This is a genomic window from Pseudomonas sp. P42 (genome assembly GCF_017973755.1).
Lineage (GTDB): Bacteria > Pseudomonadota > Gammaproteobacteria > Pseudomonadales > Pseudomonadaceae > Aquipseudomonas > Aquipseudomonas iridis.
The window spans coordinates 134,504-155,252 of record NZ_JACOPU010000009.1; the positions used below are offsets into that span (position 1 = coordinate 134,504).

The window sequence follows — 20,749 nt, forward strand, 5'->3', positions numbered from 1 at the left end:
GGGAAGCTAATCGGGATCCCTGTGGGAGCTGGTTTGCCAGCTCCCACAGGTTAGCGGGGTGTAATCAGGCCTCGGTCAGATACCAGCGCCAATCCTGCTCACCCACTTCAGCCATGAACTGCCGATATTCGGCACGCTTCACCGCCAGATACACCCCGAGAAATTCCTGCCCCAGCGCATCGCGTGCCCACACCGAATTTTCCAGTGCCTGCAACGACGTCAGCCAATCGGTTGGCAGCAATTCCTTGGCTTGCGCATAGCCGTTGCCCTCAACCGGCGCGCCCGGATCAAGGTTCTCCCGAATGCCCCGATGGATGCCGGCAAGAATCGCCGCCGCCGCCAGATACGGGTTGGCGTCGGCGCCGCAGATGCGGTGCTCGATGTGCCGGGTGTTGGCCGGGCCGCCCGGTACGCGCAGGCTGACGGTGCGGTTGTCGACGCCCCAGGTCGGCGCCAGTGGCGCGTAGCTGTTGGCCTGAAAGCGTCGGTAGGAGTTGGCGTTCGGGCAGAACAGCAGCAGCGAATCGAGCAACGAGGCGAGCATGCCGCCAATCGCCGTGCGCAGCAGCGGTGTGCCGGCCGGGTCTTCGGAGGCGAACAGGTTGCGCCCCTCGCCATCGGCGAGGCTGACATGCATATGCATGCCGGTGCCGGCCAGATCATCGAACGGCTTGGCCATGAATGTCGCCTGCATGCCGTGCTTGTGCGCCACGGCTTTGACCAGTCGCTTGTAGCGCACCGCCTGGTCCATTGCCTCCAGCGCATCACCGTGTTCGAGGGTGATTTCCACCTGACCCGGTGCGTATTCCGAGATTGCCGTACGCGCCGGAATGCCATGCAGTTTGCAGGCGCTGTAAAGGTCGGCGAGGAACGGTTCGATCTGTTCCAGCTCGCGCAAACCGTAGACTTGGGTATGTCGCGGTCGACCACCATCAGCATCGAGTGCCGGTTGCGGACGACCGTTGTGATCGCGTTTGGCATCGAGCAGATAAAACTCCAGCTCGCAGGCCATCACCGGGTTGTAACCCTCCGCCTTGAGGCCGTCGATGACCTTGATCAGCAGGTGTCGCGGGTCGGCAATGCTGGCGGGCATGCCCTCGGTCGGGTGCATGCTGACCTGCACTGCAGCGGTCGGAATCTTGCGCCACGGCAAGCGCACCAGACTGCCTTCCAGCGGATAGGCGCGGCAGTCGATATCGCCGACATCCCAGACCAGGCCGGAGTTCTCGACGTCCTCACCCTGCACGGTCAGACCGAGGATAGTGCTGGGCAGCGGGCGACCGCTTTCATACACGGCGAGCAATTCTTCGCGGTGCAACAGCTTGCCGCGCGGCACGCCGTTGGCGTCGAGGATGAACAGCTCGATCATGTCGATGTCGGGGTTTTGTTCAAGGAACAGGCGTGCGTCTTCAATGGCTGCGAATTTCATGGCAAACACTCACGTTGGCGCCGCACAGGCGCGCAGGTTCAGGCCGGACGCGGCGCGAGAATAGGCGCGGGCGTCCTGGCAGGGGATATCAGGGAGCAGGGGGCTGTCGCCGGTTTTAAACGGGCGCGATCAGAGCGTCCGGGCGATATCCGGCGGGCGTGCGGAGTGACGCAGCTTGGAACGGCGCAGGGCCATGGGGAGATTGACGATACGATTCATACGCCGCCCCTGTGAGAGAGGGCGCGCTGAGTAGAGACGGTCAACGATTCTGGTTGTTGTAGTGACGTGCTCATAACGCATGTTTCCGTTGGCGGAAAACGTCGGCGGCGGGACTGACCCGTCGACCGGTGTGCCCGGATAGTAAGGGGGAATCTGCGGGCGTGTAAACGACTGTTTCCGGGATGCGCTGTGACCGGTTACTCAGCGCAGCAGACGAACGCCCGGTCTCACGGAGACGCAAACGATCAACCTGACATGGCTCCCGCGCTTGGAAACGGGGTGATTAGCTGAGGACATACTCGACCGGCTTCAGCGGCGGCGGAAGATCCGCCACGCCGAGTTCGGCGAGAATGTCGCGCTCGATCGTGCGCACCAGCGCGTCGGTCGGCAGATCATTCTCATCGCGGCCAAACGGGTCTTCCAGTTCATCGGCAATCGCGTCCAGACCAAAAAAGTGTAGCTGACAATCGCAGTAAACAAGGGCGTCAGCCAGCCCAGCGGCTCGGCCATGGCGAACGGCAGCAGGATGCAGAACAGGTAGATCGTGCGGTGCAACAGCAACGTGTAGGGAAACGGCAGTGGCGTGGTTTTGATCCGCTCGCACACGGCTTGCGCTTGCGTCAGGCTGGTCAGGTGATTGGCCAGCAGCATGTAGCGCCACTCGCTCAGCTCACCGTTTTGATGCAGATCGGAACACTGCTGGCCGATCTGTTGCAGGATCCGCGCGCTGTAATCCGGCACCCCCGCATCGTGTTTTGGGGTGATCCACTGACGGCTGGCGTCGGCTTCACTCTCCTTGCGCAACCGCGCATTGAGCGCATGGGCAAACCCGCACAGGTTGAGCAGTAGCGGTTTGCGTTCTGCGGATTCGCGGATGACATGGGTTTCGCGGATGACCGACCGAATGTGCACGATCACCTCACCCCAGGCCTTGCGTGCCTCGTACCAGCGGTCGTAACAGGCGTTGTTGCGAAAGCTCATGAAGATCGACAGCGACAAGCCGAGCAAAGTGAACGGCGTGGCGTTGACCTTGGTGAAACTGCTCGGATGAAGGATTTCGACCAGCACGATGGCCGAGGCCAGCAGTGTGACCATCAAGGTGCGCAACGCGATGCGCTTGGCAATCGAGCCCTTGAGGGTGAAGAGAATGGCGAACTGGCTGACCTTGGGTCTGATGATCATGCAGAGCGGTCCCGATAACGCAGGAAAGCGGCGGATCAGCCGCCGGTCATGTTCATGAAGCGTACGACCTGGACGTCGTCGTTGATTTCGAAATTATGCCGATACGGTTTGATTTTCATCGCCTCGATGATGGCGTTCTCCAGACGTTGCGGATGCCCCGGATGAGCGCGCAGTACTGCTTTCAAATCCACCGAATGTTCGTTACCCAGACACAGTAGCAGACGACCTTCGACGGTGAGCCGCACCCGATTGCAGGTGCCGCAGAAGTTGTGGCTGTGCGGCGAGATAAACCCCAGGCGAATCTGCGGGGCCTCGGCCAGACGCCAATAGCGCGACGGGCCTTGAGTCGATTCCGTAGAGTCGATCAGCGTGTAGCGCTCGGCGATTTTCTCGCGGACCTGCACGCTGGAAAAAAACGACTCCGCACGGCTGTGGTCGCTGATGATCCCCAGTGGCATTTCCTCGATGAAAGAAATATCGAGCTGACGGTCGATGGCAAAACTCACCAGATCATTGATCTCGTGATCGTTGCGGCCCTGCATCACCACGCAGTTGAGCTTGGTGCGGGTGAAACCGGCCTGGCGCGCGGCATCGATGCCGTCGATCACTTGCGCCAGATCGCCGGTGCGGGTCATCTGCTTGAAGCGCTCGGGATCGAGGCTGTCGAGGCTGATGTTCAGGCGCTTGACCCCAGCGTCGAACAGCGGCGCGGCGAGTTTGCCCAGTTGCGAGCCGTTGGTGGTCAGGCACAGTTCACGCAGGCCGGGCAGCGCGGCGATCTGTTCGCACAACTGCACCACGCCGCGGCGGATCAGCGGCTCGCCGCCGGTGAGGCGAATCTTGCGGGTACCGAGCGCGACAAAGCTCTGCGCCAGTTGGAAGATTTCTTCGAGCGTCAGCACTTGCTGGCGCGGCAGAAACTGCATGTCTTCAGCCATGCAATAGACACAGCGGAAGTCGCAACGGTCGGTCACCGACATGCGCAGATAGTCGACGCGGCGGTTGTGAGCATCGATCAGGACGCGCTCTGTCATGACAGCCTCGCAGTATTGAAACCGCTGATGAACGGGTTTGGACGGGCAGGGTAGGCGTAACTGCCATGGGCGTCCAATCAGTGAAAGTTAACGGCTGATTGATCGCGTCGATGATCAAGTGTGAGCCTGAGGGTTATTGCGCACCAAACATCGCGGTCCAGTAAATCCCCGCATCGCTTTTCGGATCGGTCGCATAAGCGGCCCCCAGTTCCTTGTATTGCGGGTTCATCAGGTTGGCGCAGTGGCCGGGGCTGGCGAGCCAGCCGTCGACGACTTTGCCCACGGTGTCTTGGCCGGCGGCGATGTTTTCGCCAACCAGTTGCCCGCTGTAGCCCGACAGCTCAGCGCGATCGCCGGGGGTGCGGCCGTCGCGGTCTTTGTGGTCGAGGTAGTTTTTGTTGGCCATGTCGCGGCTGTGATCCTGAGCGACAGTGCCCAAGGTCGCATTCCACGCCAGCGGTGCGGCGGCGGCGAAGGCCTGGCCGCCACACTGGCGTGGCTGGCTGCGTGCGGTGTTGAGTTGTTCGAGCAATTTTTGCCCTTCACTCTGCGCGTCGCCAAGTTTGGCTGACAGCAGCGGCCGCGCCAGCACAATGCGCCAGTCGCGATCGGCGCGGCTGACGCCGACATCGACAAACTGCGGATCCAGCACGACCTGACAGAAGCTCTCCTGAATCGCCTTCATCGCCGACGCCGCATCGCGTGGGCCGTTGAGGGTAATCGCCTGTACGTTGACCATCGGGTAACTGGCGCTGGCCATGGCTTGCTGCAGATTGACGGCGCCGCTGGCCGGCAACCTCAGGCGTGGATCAGCCGACAGGGGCGGCAACTCACTGGACGCCTGCGTGCCACAACGTTGCGGCTGGCTGCGATAGCTGTTGATCGACTCGATCAGTTGCAACTCGTCGGTGGCCAAGGCCGAGGCGGCAAACATCAGGCCTGCGGACAGCGCGGCAAATCGCAAAACGGACGGCATGAAGCGCATGGAATTCTCCCTTGAGCTGAATGCGCCCATGATGCGCGAAACGCCCCCGGTGGGTGCAATGTCTTTTTCTTCCGTCGACAGTTTTTTCTACGGAACGCTGCGGTTGATTTAGCCGTCTACACTCAGCCAAGACCCCGGGATCCGGGTGTCTCCCCGACGTAACACCTTGCCCGAACCGGGCCCTGCCGGAAGAGTTCACATGGGATTGAAATGGTTGGCTGGCTGTTTCGCAATAACCCTGTTGGCCAGCGCTGCCTGGGCCACCGATCAAGCGCCGATCAAAGCCAAGGCTGAAGAGAAAGCCCAGGTGCTGGAAGAAAAAGCCGCCGATAAAGTCAGCGCGGCACCAGCGCCGAAATCCGAGGCGATCACCCCGAAGGAAGTGCAGGCGGTCGACCCTGCCGGTGCCGCGCCGCTGGATGATCCGATCACTTGTCTGGCGCGCAGCATCTACTGGGAAGCCAAAGGCAAGGACACGCCGGAAATGGAAGCCGTGGCCAGTGTGGTGATGAATCGCCTCGGCCACGAAGGTTTTCCAGACACGGTGTGTGCGGTGGTCAAGCAAGGTTCCGAAACCAGGAGCTGCCAGTTTTCCTGGTGGTGTGACGGGCGTCCGGATCAGGTCAAGGAAGACGCCGAATACGCGCTCGCCAAGGAAGTTGCCGGCAAGGCGCTGAACCGTCAGCTCAAGGATCGCACCAATGGCGCGTTGTATTTCCATGACCGCAATGTCCGCCCGAGTTGGGCCAGGGAATACCGGAAAACCGCCGAGACGAAAAAATTCCTCTTTTATAAACCCGCTGGCGGCGATGCGCGCTAGGCGCAGACTTCCCGCACACAATCGCGCAACCAGCGATGCGCCGGATCGGCATCCATGCGCGGATGCCAGAGCATCGACACGCTGATCTGCGGCATCTTCAATGGCAGCTCGAAACTGTGCAGGCCTGTGCGCAGTTTGCTGGTGTGACGTTCCGGGACGGTGGCAATCAGGTCGGATTCACGAACCAGCGTCAGTGCCGCCGAAAACCCGCCGAACGACGTGACAATGTCCCGCGTCAGTCCGGACTCGAGTAGCGCTTGATCTACCGGGCCGCTGCTGCGCCCGCGCCGTGACACCAGAATATGCTGGCCTGAGGCGAAGCGTTTGGCGCTGACCTTGCCTGCGCTCAAGGGATGGCCCTCACGTACTACACCGATCCAGTGATCGTGAAACAGGATGCGGCTGTGCAGCGTCGGGTCGGTGCTGTCGTCGACTACACCGGTCTCCAGATCCACCCGGCCTTCGCGCAGCAGCGTGCTGTCCTTGTCGGCTTTCTGCACAAAACGAAGGCGCACGTTGGGCGCCTCGGCGGCAATGCGGGCGAGCAGGGCGGCGGCGAAGGTTTCAACAAACCCGTCGGTATTGCGCAAGGTGAAGGTGCGTTGTAGCTGCGCGGGATCAAGCACTTGCGCAGGGCGCAAAACCGCCTCGGCTTCCTGCACCAGGTGACTGACCCGTTCGCGCAATTCCAGCGCGCGCGGCGTTGGCACCAGGCCTCGACCGGCGCGCACCAGCAACGGATCTGCGGTGGTTTCGCGCAGACGGGCCAAGGCGCGACTCATGGCAGAAGGGCTCAACCGCAGGCATTTGGCGGCGCGAGCGACGCTGCCTTCGCGCAGCAGCACGTCGAGGGTGATCAGCAGGTTCAGATCCGGCGTTGTCATGACATGGCGTTCCATGCAGGTGTTGAGTGCAAAGCATGCGTCTTGCGCCTTGTATTGTCGAGGCTCAGGCTATGGCGCATGTCCTTTGTTCAGTGAGCACACCATGCCCAGACAACCCCTCGATACCCAAGCCCGCTGGGCGCTGACCAGTCTGGCGCTGTCGATGTTGATGCCGTCGCTGGACACCAGCATCGCCAACGCCGGGTTGCCGACGCTGGCGACGGCGTTTGATGCGACGTTCCAACAGGTGCAGTGGATTGTTCTGGCGTACCTGCTGGCAATCACCACGTTGATTGTCAGCGTCGGACGTTTGGGCGATGGCTTTGGTCGGCGGCGATTGCTGTTGATCGGGATAGGCATTTTCACCAGTGCCTCATTGTTTTGCGCGCTGTCCCCGGGGCTTGGCTGGCTGATCGGCGCAAGGGCGGTGCAAGGCATTGGCGCAGCGATCATGTTTGCATTGACGGTCGCGCTGGTGGCCGATGCGGTGCCCACAACGCGGGCGGGCAGTGCGATGGGGTTGCTGGCGACGATGTCGGCCACCGGCACCACCCTCGGCCCGTCGCTGGGTGGGTTGTTGATGGCGCATGTTGGCTGGCAATCGATATTTTTACTCAACGTGCCATTGGGACTGCTCAACGCATGGCTGGTGTACCGCTATCTGCCTGCAGATCGGGCCGCAGGGCCGCGAGTTGCGTTTGATTACCTTGGCAGCGGGGTGCTCGTGTTGACGCTGGCGACCTATGCGCTGGCGATGACGATTGAGGGGTTCACGCTGAGGTTGCTGTTGATCAGCCTGTGCGGCGCGGGATTGTTCATCGTGGTCGAGATGAAAGCCAGGGCACCGCTGATTCGCCTGTCACTGTTCGCCGATCTACGCCTGAGCGGCAGTCTGGCGCTGACGTTGCTGGTGACGACCGTGATGATGACCACGCTGGTGGTCGGGCCGTTTTACCTGAGTCGCGGTTTGAGTCTGAGCCCCACCGTGGTCGGGCTGGTGTTGTCGGTCGGGCCGTTGCTGGCTGCGCTCGGTGGCGTGCCGGCCGGACGGCTGGTCGATCGTTTCGGCGCACAGCGGGTGGTGCCGGGCGCCTTGCTCGGGATGGTTTGCGGTTGCGGGTCATTGGCGCTGCTGCCGATGAGTTTCGGATTGCCTGCTTACGTGTTGCCGATGACGGTGATCGCCGGCAGTTACGCGCTGTTCCAGGCGGCCAACAATACCGGGCTGATGGCGGCGGTGAGTCAGGACCAGCGCGGCGTGGTGTCGGCGCTGCTCGGGCTGGCCCGCAATCTGGGGTTGATCACAGGCGCGGCGGCGATGGGCGCGGTGTTTGCCGTGGCCACCGGTAACCCGACGCAAGCGCCCGCCGCCGTCATCGGCAGTGGCATGCACATCACTTTCGGTGTGGGCACGGCATTGATGGTCATGGCCCTGATCATCAGCCGAATGCAGATCAACGACAGGGGCGAGCCTGCTCGCGATGGCGTCGGCTCAGCCAAAACAACCGGTGACTGAGACGCCGCTATCGCCAGCAACCTGGCTCCCACAGGTGGTTTTCGCAGTGCGGGGGGCACACTACCCCTAAAGGGTTTTGTGGTGTTTCTCTTAGCTGGCGTGGGTACTGATGATGCTCGCCACCTGCTGCGGCTGGCAGTTGAGATACGGCGACTTCCTCAACCAGCGCTGATCCGGGTACCACGAGAACATGAACTGACCGTTCTTCAGTTTGTCGATCACCTGTTTCGCAATCTGTGGGCGGACGGCCGGGCAACCCTGGCTGCGACCGATGCGGCCCTGACGCTTGCTCCACAACGGATTCACGTAATCGGCGGCGTGAATGACGATAGCGCGATCACGTGCCAGATCATTGAAGCCGGGTTCCAGACCATCCATGCGCAGCGAGTAACCATGAGTGCCGCTGTAGCTTTCCTGGGTGCGGAACAAGCCGAGGCTGGATTGATAGCTGCCTTCGACATTGGAAAACTGGGTGGCGAAATTTTCCCCGGAGTTGGAACCGTGGGCGACCAGATCGCGCAGCACCAGTTTTTTCCGGTTGAGGTCAAAGATCCACAGTCGGCGTTCGGTGGACGGTTGCGAATAGTCGATGATCGCCAGGTGACGGGACGGCTTGGCTCCGCTGTTGACCGCACATTGCATGGCGCTCAAGGCACCTTTCAGCGCCTGGGGATTGAGTTCTGGCGCGGCGTGCGCGAGGCTGGTGAAGAGAACCGGCGATGGTTTGCCGGCGGCGAAAGCTGGGCTGCTCACGGCGACAAGGGTCGCGGTGGTCAGCAGAAGTCGGCGCAAATACGTCAACATTTATAAAGTGTCCTCAACTTGCTACTTATTTGGCACTTTGGCTCCTGACGTCCAGTCGTAACCTGCAAGCCCGAAGTTCGAGCCTGACTGTTCAGCGCACCTGATGTAAGGTGGCCATCATCAAGGTGGCCATGGATTGGAGTAAAGCAGTTGTTCAAAAAGTACGCATCCTACTTGAGCATTTGTTTGCTCGCAGCGCCGTTTGTCGCTTGTGCCGATGAATCACTGCCGCCATTGCAGACGCTGCCGACACCTCCTGCCGAAATGCCGGTCGAGCTGCAAAGTCCATTGCATGCCGTATTGATCGGTCTGCCACAGACCTGCCCGGCGCTCGCAAAGCAGCTCAGCGGCCCGTCGTTGCAACAGTTGCAAGCCTTCTATCAACAGCAGGACTGGATGCCGGTATGGACCAGTGAATCTTCACGATTGCAGGCTTTGCAGTCGCAATTGCCGCTGTTGGCCGACGATGGCCTCAGCCCGCAACGCTATCCGGTCGCGTTAGCCGCGCCGCAGGATGGCGAGTTGTGCGCCGATATCGATATCAGCCGCTATTACCTGCAAGCCCTGCAGGATCTGCATTACGGCCGTCTGCTGCAATCACACTTCGAGCCGTTGTGGCATGCCGATGACACACAGCGTGACCGTCAGGCCGAACTGCTGGCGATTGCCGTGCCGGGTATGCATGACATTCCGGCGGCGTTCGACCTGGCCCGTCCGCACTTGGCGCAATATCAGAAACTGCGCCAGCTCTACGCCGCGCAACGGCTCACAGCCTTGCCGAAATGGCAGTCGGTGGGCAGCGGGCCGCTGTTGCGCCCCTCCATGGAAGACAAACGCGTGCCGGAACTGGCCCAGCGCTTGTACAGCGAAGGCTATCTGAGCCACGCGGTCGGCACTACCGACACTGTTTACGAAGGCGCGTTGGTGGACGCGGTGAAAAGCTTCCAGGCCAATCATTCGTTGCAGGCTGACGGTGTGGTCGGGCCGGGGACGATTGCCGAACTCAACATCAGCCCGCTGACCCGCCGTGAACAACTGCGGGTCAACCTTGAACGTTTCCGTTGGCTGGCCCAGGACATGGAGCCCGATGGTTTGCTGGTCAACGTCGCAGCGGCGGAACTGACCTTGTATAAGGGCGGCGAACCGGTGTGGCAGACGCGCACCCAGGTCGGCCGTGCCGAGCGCCAGACGCCGCTGCTCAAATCCCGTGTCACGCGCCTGACGCTGAACCCGACCTGGACCGTGCCGCCAACCATCTGGAAGGAAGACAAACTGCCGGAGATCCGCAAGGACCAGACCTTCCTCAGTCGGCATAATCTGCAAGTGCTGGATGCCAACGGTCAGCCGTTGGCGGCCGCAGACATCGACTGGGACCACCCCGGCAACATCCTTTTGCGCCAGGACGCGGGGCCACGCAATCCGTTGGGACAGATGGTCATTCGCTTCCCCAATCCGTTTTCGGTGTACTTGCATGACACGCCGAGCAAGGCACTGTTCGACAAAGGGCCGCGGGCGTTCAGCTCAGGCTGCGTCAGGGTCGAGCACCCGATGCAACTGCGCGATCTGCTGCTCAGCCCTGCGGAAAGGGCACGCACCGACACCTTGCTCGCCACCGGCGCCACCCATGAGTTTCGCTTGTCGGCGCCGGTGCCGATCCTGATGACCTACTGGACGGCGCAGGTCGACAGCGCCGGTCACGTGCGTTATTCGCCAGACATCTACAGCCGTGACAGTGCCTTGTTGGTGGCCCTGGATCGCGCGCATTGAGCTTCAGCGGTCGCGGCGATTCCACAACACCCGCGCCAGCCACGCATCGATGCTCAACTTGCCGGCGCCGGCGAACACCAGCGGCACCAAAGCTGCCAGGTAAATCACCGGCAGCTTGAAGTTGCCGAAGCCCTTGTTGGTGATCGCGTAACCTTGGGCCAGTTCGCTCAATGACGACCAGTCGGCAGGCCAGTGCACGGCGGCGGTGGCGACGACGGTCACCACGATCAGCGAAATGGCCGAGATTCGCGTGCCGAAACCGATAAGGATCGCCAAGGCGCAGATCAGCTCGGCCCACATCGACAGTTCCCAGTTCAGTGTCGCCGGCAGGTGATCGAAGGGAAACGGGAATTTGTCCTGAATGTCTTCAAACCAGTTCTGCCCGTGGAACTTCTCGAGCCCCGACTCGAAAAATTCCCAGGCGATAAACACGCGCAGGGTCAGCGGCGCCAGCCAGGCACCGGCGCGGTCCAGGTTCAGGTGCAAGCCTTTGACGGCGCTCGAAAGGGTGGTGGTCATGGGGAATCTCCGGTGGATCGGGTGAGTGGGATCGACCGGGTGATTTGAGCGTTGGGGTGTATCGTTGGTGTGTCGCCACTGTGCGAATTTGTGCATTGGATGTGTCTGCCGCCTGGCGGTACACAGTGCGATACAGTCCACTGCATTCCCCTGTAGGAGCTGCCGAAGGCTGCGATCTTTTGATTTTGTCTTTAAAAAACCAAATCAAAAGATCGCAGCCTTCGGCAGTTCCTACGTTGGGATAGTGTCTGGACTTGGAGCATGTGCGGAACGTGTAGACGCCATCGCTGGCAAGCCAGCTCCCACAGAGTCTAGCGGCGAACACAAGTTTTCCATCCGACACAAAACCCGTGGGAGCTGGCTTGCCAGCGATGAACGATGATGCGGTCTACGGCTTGGCAACCCGCCACAAATACCAAGCCGCCACCGTCCGATACGGACTCCAGCCCAAACCAATCTCAACCATCTGCTTTCGCGTCGGCTGCACCTGCAACCCCTTCAACCGCCGATACCCCTCGCGCACGCCAAAATCATCCGCCGGCAAGATGTCCATCCGCTCAAGGCTGTAAATCAACAGCATCTCCACCGTCCAGCGCCCGACCCCGCGCAGGCTGACCAGTCGCTCGATCAGCGCTTCATCATCCATCGCCAACGCCGTGGCGTAATCCGGCACCACGCCATCCAGCGTCGCCTGGGCGATTCCTTGAATCGTCGCAATCTTGCCCGCCGAAAACCCACAGCTGCGCAGTTGATCAAACCCGGTGGCGAGGATTTGCTCCGGTCGCGGAAACGATTGCCCGGGAAACAACCCGACCAACCGACCGACAATCGCATCTCCAGCCTTGGCATGCAGTTGCTGATAGGCAATCGCCCGCACCAGCGATTCGTATGGATCGCGCGCCGGATGCGGTTGATGCAGGCAAGGGCCGACAGCGGCGATGTGTCGTTGCCAGTCGGCATCGAGCGTGGCGAGGAATGAGCTTTGCGCTCGATAAGTGTCGTGCGGGGCCATCGAAATCCTTCTTGTCGGTTGATCCGGGCAATCAGAAAGCCAGTTGTTGCGTGAGCTGAACGGCGGCGTTTTCCAGCCTCAACAGGAACGCCTTGCGCGGCTGACCTCCACCATAGCCGGTGAGCGAGCCGTCTGCGCCGATCACCCGATGACAAGGCACCACAATCGATAGACGATTTTGACCGTTGGCCAGGCCCACCGCGCGACTGGCGCCGGGTTTGCCCAGGCTGGCGGCAACGGCGCCGTAGGTGCTGGTTTGGCCGTAGGGGATTTGCTGCAGGGCCGACCAGACTTGCCGGGCGAACTCGCTGCCGGGCAGGTGCAAGGCGACGGTAAACGCGGTCAAGCGGCCGGCGAAATACTGCGCCAGCTCATGCTCGATCTGCTGCAAATGCGCGTTGTGCCCCGGCGCGACCACGTAGCCATAGCGGTTTTGCAATTCCTCGACTTCCCGGGTCAGTGCCGGCCGGTCGAGGAACTCCAGCAACACCAGACCGCGTTGTTCAGCCATGGCGATCATCGGCCCCAGCGGCGTGGTCAGTCGGGTAAACAACAGCGGTTCACTGTGGGCGGTGCGGCCCGGGGTGATGTGGAATGATTTCTGGAAGGCGTCGCGAAATCCGCTGAGCGATTCATACCCTGAATCGAACGCTGCGTGGTCGATCGAGGTGCCTTGCTTGATCCCGCCCAGTGCCATGCCCAGGCGCCGGGTACGCAGCCAGGCATGGAACGTCATGCCGAAATGCTGCTTGAACCAGCGCCGCAGCTTCAGCGGCTCAATGCCTTCGGCGAGCAATTGCGCATCGCTCCAGCGCAGCTCGGGGTCAGCGTCGACGGCCGCGAGCAAACGCTGTACCCAGTCCGGCGCAATGGCCGCCGCGTCCAGCGGTTTGCAGCGCAGGCAGGCGCGGTAACCGGCGCTCATGCATTCATCGGCATGGGCGAAGAACTCGACGTTTTCCGGTTTCGGTTTGCGTGCGGTGCAACTGGGACGGCAGAAGATCCCGGTGGTTTTCACGGCCGTGAAGAACACGCCTTCATAGGCAGTGTCGCGTTCGAGCATGGCGCGAACCATCTCGGTGTGGGGCGGCAGGGCAGCGGTTTGTATGTTCATGGGGTGAGAGTAAAACCAGATTCTCGATGGCTCCACCGAAAAATCGACAATGAATTCCGGCTAACGCTGAACTATTGTAGGGGCTGCCGCAGGCTGCGGCAGCTCCTACAGTTTGTTGAGGTCTGCCCATGCAACCGTTCTCCATTCAACACATCGATCACATTGTGCTGCGCGTCGCGGATCTGCAACGCAGCATCGATTTCTACGGCCAGGTGTTCGGTGCCGACGTGGTCAAGCGCAATGAACCTCTGGGCCTGGTGCATTTGCGCGCTGGTACTTCGATGATCGATCTCGTTGACCTTGCGGGCGACATCGGCCGCCAGGGCGGCGCAGCGGCGGGTGCCGAGGGGCGCAACGTCGATCACTTCTGCCTGCGCGTCGAGCCATTCGATGAAGCGGCGCTGATCGAGCACTTGCGGGCACACGGCCTCAGCGTGGAAAAAGCCGCCACCCGCTTCGGTGCCGAGGGCAACGGCTTGTCGCTGTACTGTTTCGACCCGGATGGCAATCAGGTCGAACTCAAAGGTCCGTCGCAGACTTAAGCCCGCTTCGCAGGCCCATACAGTCAGGCGGTGCCGTCGCGGTACAGCAACCGCAGGCGCATCAAATCGGGTCGAACTTTTCGCGTCAGAGGGAACTCTGAAATGTCCGAGGGCCGTGGTTTCGTCTGAAAAAACGATCTGCGCGGTCAGAAATGTCGTTTGACGTGTAAAATTTCACGTGACGTTTTTACACCCCGAATGGCCCCAGGTGGCCTCACCAAGAGCGACATACATGCAAGCAAAGGCCCGTGAGGTTTATGTGCCACCGGTGCTGCAAGATTTGCGGGCCGGCACTTCCGAACTGCACATCGCACTGGAAAAACGCCTTCCTTTTTTCTCCGATACGCTCGATTTACCTGCTTTCAAGCGCTTGATAGCGGCCTATTACGGCTTCTATTTCCCGCTGGAAAACGCATTGCAGCGCAGTGGTTCAGTCCCCGACGATTTCGACCTGACGCCACGCCTCAAAACCCATACATTGCGCGGCGATCTGCAAGCGTTGGGGTTAGCGCCCGCTTCGCTGGAAAACCTGCCGATCTGCGATCAGTTGCCCGTGATTGATTCGAGCGCTGCGTGCCTGGGTGTGCTGTACGTGCTCGAAGGCGCAACCCTCGGCGGACAGATCCTGCGTCGAGAAATCTCCGCACGGTTGGGCCTTGAAGCAGACAACGGCGCTGCCTTCCTCGATGTCTACGGCGCTGCCACCGGCCGTCGCTGGCGCGATTTCATCGAATACCTGGGCAATCGCCCGATGGACGCTGATGAGCGCAATGCGGTCGTGCTGGCCGCGCAAACCACATTCAGTTGCTTCGAGCGCTGGCTCGAATGCCAGGAGGTATTGGCATGAACCCGCAAGACAAGAAAGATTTTGAAGAGCTGCTGGCCAACTGTGCTGACGAGCCGATCCGCTTCCCCGGCGCAATCCAGCCTCACGGTTTACTGCTGACGCTGAGCGAACCTGCGCTCGAAATCATTCAGGTCAGCGCCAACGTCGAAACCCTGCTGGGCCGTGCGCCAGAGGCATTGATTGGCCGACCATTGCCGGATCTGCTGGGTGACGCGCACACCAAACAGGTGCGTGAGGTCTTGCAACAAGCGGCGTTTTTCGACGCGCCGCCGCTGCACTTTCAGCTCAATGGCACCGCGTTCGAAGGCTTGCTGCATCGGCATCAAGGCGTGCTGATTCTTGAGCTTGAGATTCACGTCGAAAACTTCCAGCCGCGCAATGTTGCCGGCAGCCAGACAAATCTGGGGCGCATGCTCCAGCGTCTGCAAGCGGCCACGACGCTGCAGGCGCTGTACGACATCAGCGTCAAGGAAATCCAGGCGATCACCGGGTATGACCGGGTGCTGATCTATCGTTTCGAAGAAGAGGGACACGGCCAGGTCATCGCCGAAGCGTCCGATCCGTCGATGGAAGTCTTCAACGGACTGTTCTTCCCGGCCTCGGATATTCCCGAACAGGCGCGAGAGCTGTACCGGACAAATTGGCTGCGGATCATTCCCAACGCCGACTATCAACCGGTGCCACTTGTACCGAAGTTGCGTCCGGATACGCAGACGCCGCTGGATTTGAGTTTTGCGACGCTGCGCAGCGTGTCACCGATTCACTGCCAATACATGAAGAACATGGGCGTGCTGTCGTCGATGAGCATTTCCCTGCTCAAGGGTGACAAGCTCTGGGGGCTGATCAGTTGCGGCAACCGTCAGCCACTGCATGTACCGCATGAATTGCGCACCGCTTGCCAGACCATCGGCCAGGTGCTTTCGCTGCAGATCAGCGCGATGGAGGCGCTGGAGGTCAGTCGCCAGCGTGAAGAGAAGGTCGAAGCGCTGGCGCTGCTCAATCAGGCCATGATCGATTCGCCGCAAAATGTCTTCGACGGCTTGGCCAATCAGCCACAGGTTCTGATGGCGCTGGCCGATGCAGGCGGTGTCGCAATCATTGAAGACAAGCAATTGCATCGTTACGGCAACTGCCCTGAACCGGAAGACATCCGCGCCCTGCACAAATGGTTGCAGGAAAGCGCCGAGCCGGTGTTCGCCAGTCACCATCTGGCCAGCGTTTATCCACCCGCCGCGCAGTATCCCCACGTGGCCAGCGGCGTACTTGCCATGAGCCTGCCAAAACCGGTGGACAACGGCGTGCTGTGGTTCCGGGCGGAAGTGAAAGAAAACATCAACTGGAGTGGCGATCCGCGCAAGCCGCTGGATCTGGAAAATTCTGATTCGGGCATGCGCCTGCGTCCGCGCACCTCGTTTGAAATCTGGAAGGTCGAGATGGCCGGTATTTCCGCCAAGTGGAGCCATGGCGACCTGTTTGCGGCCAACGATTTGCGCCGGTCGGCGCTGGAAAACGATCTGGCCCGTCAGGTACGACGCGAGCAGGAAGCCGTGCGTGCCCGCGATGAACTGGTGGCGGTGGTCTCCCACGACCTGCGCAATCCAATGACCGTCATTTCGATGCTCTGCGGCATGATGCAGAAAGCGTTCAGCTCCGACGGCCCGCACACCTCGCGGCGAATCTCGACGGCCATCGACACCATGCAACAGGCGGCCGGGCGTATGAATACGCTGCTCGAAGACTTGCTCGATACCTCCAAGATCGACGCCGGGCGATACAGCATCACGCCGCAGAAACTCGACGTCAGCCAGATGTTCGAAGAGGCGCAAGCCTTGCTCGCGCCGCTGGCACTGGACAAGGACATCAGCATTTCTTTCGCGGCTGATCCGGATCTGCGCATCCATGCCGACCCGGAGCGGCTGTTTCAGGTGTTGTCGAATCTGGTGGGCAACGCCATCAAATTCACCCCGCGCCTGGGTTCGGTTGGCGTGCACGCGAAATCAGTCGGCAATGAAATCGTCTTCATCGTGCGCGACAGCGGCGAAGGCATTCCCAAGGAACATCTGCCTCACGTGTTCGACCGTTACTGGACGGTGAAAGAAGGTAATCCGACTGGCACCGGCCTGGGTTTGTACATCAGCCAAGGCATCGTCGAAGCGCATGGCGGCCAGATCTTCGCCGACAGTGAGCCGGGGCAGGGCAGCGAGTTCCGTTTCACCGTGCCGCGGCTGGACTGATCCAATTGCCTGCACTTCGCCCCTGTAGGAGCTGCCGAAGGCTGCGATCTTTTGATCTTGATTTTAAAAAACAAAGTCAAAAGATCGCAGCCTGCGTCAGCTCCTACAGGGGTTAGTCGTTTCAGGTTCAGGGTGATTTTCTTCAATACCGGTGACCAGTCGCTGGTTACCGTGAGCACCTTGTTCCTCGTTTTGAAGCAGGTGTGCGATGAGTCTTGTTCTTTCGATGGCGGCGTTTGCTCTGGCAGCGTCCATTACACCCGGCCCGGTCAACATCGTGGCGCTGAGCTCCGGAGCGCAGTTCGGCTTTCGCGCCAGCCAGCGACATGTCGCCGGGGCGACGTTGGGGTTTGTGCTGTTGCTGGTGCTGATGGGATTGGGCCTGCACGAAATCCTCAAGCTCTGGCCATTCATGACCCGCGTGGTGCAGCTGGCCGGGGTGGCGTTTCTGCTGTTCATGGCCTGGAAGCTCGCGAGCGATGACGGGCGACTGAATACCGGTGACTCGGGGCGTGCTCCATCCATGCTCTATGGCGCCGTCATGCAATGGCTCAATCCGAAGGCCTGGCTGGCCTGCGTCGCCGGCATGGGCGCGTTTGTTGCTGATGGCGAGGCACGGTTGGTTTGGCAGTTTGCGGCGGTGTATCTGGTGATCTGCTATGTGTCGGTGGGCTGCTGGGTCTATGCCGGGACGTTTTTGCGTGGGTATCTGGCTAATCCGGCGGGGATGCGCCTGTTCAATCGGCTGATGGCGGGGTTGTTGGTCGTGAGCGCGGTTTATCTGTTGCTACCGTAGTTGCTTGAAGATCAAAAGATCGCAGCCTTCGACAGCTCCTGCACCGATCCTTGTAGGAGCTGCCGGAGGCTGCGATCTTTTGATTCTGAACGACCCGGTCAGCCGCGATACTGGCCGGGCGTCGCTGCCAGATGCTGTTTGAACGCCCGTTGGAAATGCGCCTGATCGGCAAACCCCGCCTCCAGCGCCACATCGGCAATCAACTGTCCGTTGCGTAATCGCTCGCGAGCGAACTGGATGCGTTGGTTGACCAGAAAAGCATGCGGCGTCATGCCGAAATGTTGCTTGAAGGCGCGGATCAGGTAGGACGGTGACAGCTGCGCCGCGCGGCAAATGTCATCCAGGCTCAGAAGGTCGGTGCAGTGTTCACGGATGTAGTCGGCGGCACGTTCGAGCTTGAAATTCGGCTCGCGCACCGGCAGTTGCGAGGGGTTCAGGCGCAATTGCAGATCGGTGAAAAACTCCACCGCTGCGCTCTGTTTACGCAGGGCATCCTGCTGGGGGTCGACGAGGATTTCATACAAATCGTTGAGGTCTTCGAACAGGCTGGCATCGTTGACATGGGTGGTCGCAAACCGGCGAAACTCAAGCTCCACACCGAAACCCAGTTGGTGTTGCAGATCGGTCAGCCAAGGTGTCTCGACATACAGCATCAGGTACGACCACGGCTGATCATCAATCGGATTACACGCGTGCACATCGCCAGGATTCATCAACACCACAGTGCCGGCGGCGACCTCGAAATGTGCTTGCTCATGCACATACGTGCTGCGCCCGGCAGTGATCGCACCAATGGAAAAATGCGCGTGGGAATGCCGCGCGTAGCACACCTCGCGACCATCGGCGATGGCCCGCGCCTCAATGAATGGCAGGGCCTCATCACGCCAGAAGCGCGGGGCTTTTTCAGGGTTTTTGGCGGCAGCGTGTTTCATCATCGTCCTTCCCGGCAGGCCAGCGCCCGAGTGTATTAGCTCTGGCCGGCAAAGGCTCGTTGCAGTCTGTAGTCAGACCGGTAATTTTCGCGTCATCGAAGATCGAGCAGTAGAACCTCGCGGCGGCTTCAGCCTGATTGTCGAACCACAGGCACAGGGTGAGTTTTTGAAAGCGTTGCCTGGCAGTCGTCCTCGGCAGGTAAGACATGCTGGATTAACAGCGTAGTCAGTCCTTCGTCGATTAGTGGTGCCGTAGATCGCTTAAAACTGGCGTGCGGGAATGTGTTTACGCACGGTACACATAGGTGAACAGAGGAGATCCACCATGGACCGATTCACGGGTGGCTGCCTGTGCGGCGACATTCGCTTCGAAGCCTCAGGGCAACCCTACCGCGTGGGACTTTGCCATTGTCTCGACTGCCGCAAACGCCATGGCGCGTTGTTTCACGCCTCGGCGATTTTTCCTGCTAGCGCAGTGACGGTTACTGGCGAAACGCGTGACTACAATGGGCGGTTTTTTTGCCCACGCTGTGGTTCTCCCGTGTTTACGCGTTCGGCTGATGAAGTTGAGGTGAACGTGGGGTCGCTCGATCAGCCTGATCAATTCAAACCCACTTATGAGCTCTGGACGATTCGGCGTGAGTCCTGGCTGCCGGCGCTTCCTGTGGCTCACCATTACGAACGGGATCGCGAGCGTCGTGGGCGTTCCGAGGACTAGTGCGTGACGGGGCCGCAGGACAAGATCAAGAGCGGTGTGCACCGTCTGCACGTTTTTAAACAGCCAAAAGCAGACCCTCTCCCAAAGGGAAAGGGGACTGACCGAGGCGCTGGCGAGAAGTACACCGACGTGGGATATCGAGTCGAACTCAAGTGTTGAAAAGCCCAGATATCGGCTCCCTCTCCCTCGGGAGAGGGCTGAGGTGAGGGGCGAGCACACCACGAGACCCAAAGCCGACCGCCTGCGCTTCTCACCACTCAAGTTGCCATATTTCACTGTATGCACTCAGAACCCGTGGGAGCGAGCCTGCTCGCGAAAGCGGTGGGTCAGTCAGCATGATATTCACTGACAGACCGCTTTCGCGAGCAAGCTCGCTTCTACAGGGCCAAGTCTCTGACTCCAGGAATGATCACCCGCGAATAAACGCCAACAAATCCGCATTAATCGTCGCAGCCTCCGTCGTCGGCATCCCGTGCGGGAACCCCGGATACGACTTCAACGTGCCATTTGGCAGCAATTTCGCCGACAAAGGCGCCGAGTTCTCATAGGGAACAATCTGGTCATCTTCGCCATGCATCACCAGCACCGGCACCGTCACGCGCTTTAGATCCTCAGTGAAATCGGTCTGCGAGAACGCCACGATGCCGTCGTAATGCGCTTTCGCGCCGCCAATCATGCCCTGGCGCCACCAGTTGGCAATAACACCTTCCTGCGCCTCGGCACCCGGTCGGTTATAGCCGTAGAACGGACCGCTCGGCACATCGCGATAGAACTGTGCACGATTGGCCGCAAGTTGCGCCTGCAAGTCATCGAACACCGATTTCGGCAAACCACCCGGGTTGCTGTCGGTCTTGACCATCAGCGGTGGCACCGCGCTGATGATCGCTGCTTTGAGGACTTTGTCCTGGCCATGGCGGGCGATGTAGTGGATGACTTCACCGCCGCCGGTGGAGTGGCCGACGTGCACGGCTTTTTTCACGCCCAGATGGTTGACCACCGCCAGGACATCATCGGCGTAGTAATCCATGTCGTGACCGTCCCAGACCTGGCTCGAACGTCCGTGGCCACGGCGATCATGGGCAATCACCCGAAAGCCTTGCCCCAGAAAGAACAGCATCTGTGCATCCCAGTCGTCGGAGCTGAGCGGCCAGCCATGGTGAAAGTGGATGACCGGGGCGTCCTTCGGTCCCCAGTCCTTGTAGAAAATTTCGACGCCATCTTGGGTGGTGACAAATCCCATGTTCGCTACTCCTGACACATATGGAGGGCAATCCGCGAGATGTTCGCGAATCGGTTCGCTGGTACGAGTGTTCCTCTGGCGGCGCAGTGCGAGCCGTTATCAACTGTAGGATTAAAGTCGACATGTGCATGACCGGTGGTCGCCACGTCTGGCTT

Annotated in this window: 18 protein-coding genes and 2 pseudogenes; 8 read left to right on the top strand and 12 right to left on the bottom strand. The window is 60.5% G+C overall.

Translation table 11 applies throughout. The annotated features are described in order from the left end of the window. Positions 1–64: 64 nt before the first annotated feature. The 4 genes and pseudogenes from H8B20_RS26300 to H8B20_RS26315 form a co-directional block, all read right to left on the bottom strand. The gene (locus H8B20_RS26300; protein WP_047300728.1) at positions 65–1,429 is read right to left on the bottom strand and encodes a glutamine synthetase family protein; all 1,365 of its coding nucleotides are present in this window, start codon (positions 1,427–1,429) and stop codon (positions 65–67) included. A 502-nt stretch (positions 1,430–1,931) separates the two neighbouring features. After that, positions 1,932–2,830, bottom strand: a pseudogene (locus H8B20_RS26305) (bestrophin family protein). Positions 2,831–2,865: 35 nt separating this feature from the next. Beyond that, complete coding sequence (gene moaA, locus H8B20_RS26310) at positions 2,866–3,864, bottom strand: GTP 3',8-cyclase MoaA (protein ID WP_047300730.1); 999 nt, start codon at positions 3,862–3,864, stop codon at positions 2,866–2,868. 133 nt (positions 3,865–3,997) lie between these two features. Then, on the bottom strand, positions 3,998–4,849 hold the full coding sequence (locus tag H8B20_RS26315; RefSeq protein WP_210555155.1) for a CAP domain-containing protein: 852 nt from the start codon (positions 4,847–4,849) through the stop codon (positions 3,998–4,000). A 199-nt stretch (positions 4,850–5,048) separates the two neighbouring features. Here H8B20_RS26315 and H8B20_RS26320 point away from each other — a divergent pair, with 199 nt between their 5' ends. Next, entirely contained in the window at positions 5,049–5,669 is a 621-nt protein-coding gene (locus H8B20_RS26320; protein ID WP_210625040.1) for a cell wall hydrolase, read from the top strand. Here the strand turns inward: H8B20_RS26320 and H8B20_RS26325 are convergent. Beyond that, the gene (locus H8B20_RS26325) at positions 5,666–6,553 is read right to left on the bottom strand and encodes a LysR family transcriptional regulator (protein ID WP_210625041.1); all 888 of its coding nucleotides are present in this window, start codon (positions 6,551–6,553) and stop codon (positions 5,666–5,668) included. The genes H8B20_RS26320 and H8B20_RS26325 overlap by 4 nt on opposite strands. A gap of 103 nt (positions 6,554–6,656) precedes the next feature. On the opposite strand from H8B20_RS26325, the gene H8B20_RS26330 reads away from it, so the two are divergent. After that, positions 6,657–8,069 carry an MFS transporter gene (locus H8B20_RS26330; protein WP_210625042.1) on the top strand — a complete coding sequence of 471 codons (1,413 nt, stop codon included), beginning with the start codon at positions 6,657–6,659 and terminating at the stop codon, positions 8,067–8,069. Positions 8,070–8,159: 90 nt separating this feature from the next. On the opposite strand, the gene H8B20_RS26335 is transcribed toward H8B20_RS26330, so the two are convergent. Beyond that, positions 8,160–8,873 (bottom strand): murein L,D-transpeptidase catalytic domain family protein, encoded by a 714-nt coding sequence (locus H8B20_RS26335; protein ID WP_200615848.1) that lies wholly within the window; start codon positions 8,871–8,873, stop codon positions 8,160–8,162. A gap of 150 nt (positions 8,874–9,023) precedes the next feature. Between H8B20_RS26335 and H8B20_RS26340 the strand changes: the two genes are divergently transcribed. Then, the gene (locus H8B20_RS26340; protein ID WP_210625043.1) at positions 9,024–10,640 is read left to right on the top strand and encodes a L,D-transpeptidase family protein; all 1,617 of its coding nucleotides are present in this window, start codon (positions 9,024–9,026) and stop codon (positions 10,638–10,640) included. A 3-nt stretch (positions 10,641–10,643) separates the two neighbouring features. Here H8B20_RS26340 and H8B20_RS26345 read toward each other — a convergent pair whose 3' ends face one another. The 3 genes from H8B20_RS26345 to H8B20_RS26355 all read right to left on the bottom strand — a co-directional run bounded on the left by H8B20_RS26345 (position 10,644) and on the right by H8B20_RS26355 (position 13,285). Then, positions 10,644–11,159 (bottom strand): HvfX family Cu-binding RiPP maturation protein, encoded by a 516-nt coding sequence (locus H8B20_RS26345; protein ID WP_210625044.1) that lies wholly within the window; start codon positions 11,157–11,159, stop codon positions 10,644–10,646. A 388-nt stretch (positions 11,160–11,547) separates the two neighbouring features. Then, a complete protein-coding gene (locus H8B20_RS26350; RefSeq protein ID WP_210625045.1) occupies positions 11,548–12,171 on the bottom strand; it encodes a DNA-3-methyladenine glycosylase family protein in 624 nt (207 codons plus the stop codon). Between the two features lie 31 nt (positions 12,172–12,202). Further along, on the bottom strand, positions 12,203–13,285 hold the full coding sequence (locus tag H8B20_RS26355; protein WP_210625046.1) for a bifunctional transcriptional activator/DNA repair enzyme AdaA: 1,083 nt from the start codon (positions 13,283–13,285) through the stop codon (positions 12,203–12,205). A 128-nt stretch (positions 13,286–13,413) separates the two neighbouring features. Between H8B20_RS26355 and H8B20_RS26360 the strand changes: the two genes are divergently transcribed. The 4 genes from H8B20_RS26360 to H8B20_RS26375 all read left to right on the top strand — a co-directional run bounded on the left by H8B20_RS26360 (position 13,414) and on the right by H8B20_RS26375 (position 17,704). Continuing rightward, positions 13,414–13,827, top strand: a complete 414-nt coding sequence (locus tag H8B20_RS26360; protein WP_210625047.1) for a VOC family protein — start codon at positions 13,414–13,416, stop codon at positions 13,825–13,827. A 232-nt stretch (positions 13,828–14,059) separates the two neighbouring features. Continuing rightward, positions 14,060–14,674 (top strand): biliverdin-producing heme oxygenase, encoded by a 615-nt coding sequence (locus tag H8B20_RS26365; RefSeq protein WP_210625048.1) that lies wholly within the window; start codon positions 14,060–14,062, stop codon positions 14,672–14,674. After that, the gene (locus tag H8B20_RS26370; protein ID WP_210625049.1) at positions 14,671–16,908 is read left to right on the top strand and encodes an ATP-binding protein; all 2,238 of its coding nucleotides are present in this window, start codon (positions 14,671–14,673) and stop codon (positions 16,906–16,908) included. The genes H8B20_RS26365 and H8B20_RS26370 overlap by 4 nt, the downstream gene beginning before the upstream one ends. Positions 16,909–17,116: 208 nt before the next feature. Beyond that, positions 17,117–17,704 (top strand): LysE family translocator, encoded by a 588-nt coding sequence (locus tag H8B20_RS26375; protein WP_210625050.1) that lies wholly within the window; start codon positions 17,117–17,119, stop codon positions 17,702–17,704. 98 nt (positions 17,705–17,802) lie between these two features. Here the strand turns inward: H8B20_RS26375 and H8B20_RS26380 are convergent, their stop codons facing one another. Beyond that, positions 17,803–18,636 (bottom strand): helix-turn-helix transcriptional regulator, encoded by an 834-nt coding sequence (locus tag H8B20_RS26380; RefSeq protein ID WP_210625051.1) that lies wholly within the window; start codon positions 18,634–18,636, stop codon positions 17,803–17,805. A 70-nt stretch (positions 18,637–18,706) separates the two neighbouring features. Next, a pseudogene (locus tag H8B20_RS28425) lies at positions 18,707–18,844 on the bottom strand (VOC family protein); the annotation flags it as partial. Positions 18,845–18,961: 117 nt separating this feature from the next. Here H8B20_RS28425 and H8B20_RS26390 point away from each other — a divergent pair. Next, positions 18,962–19,354 carry a GFA family protein gene (locus H8B20_RS26390; protein WP_115146849.1) on the top strand — a complete coding sequence of 131 codons (393 nt, stop codon included), beginning with the start codon at positions 18,962–18,964 and terminating at the stop codon, positions 19,352–19,354. Positions 19,355–19,763: 409 nt separating this feature from the next. Here the strand turns inward: H8B20_RS26390 and H8B20_RS26395 are convergent, their stop codons facing one another. Continuing rightward, a complete protein-coding gene (locus H8B20_RS26395; protein WP_210625052.1) occupies positions 19,764–20,594 on the bottom strand; it encodes an alpha/beta fold hydrolase in 831 nt (276 codons plus the stop codon). Positions 20,595–20,749: the final 155 nt, after the last annotated feature.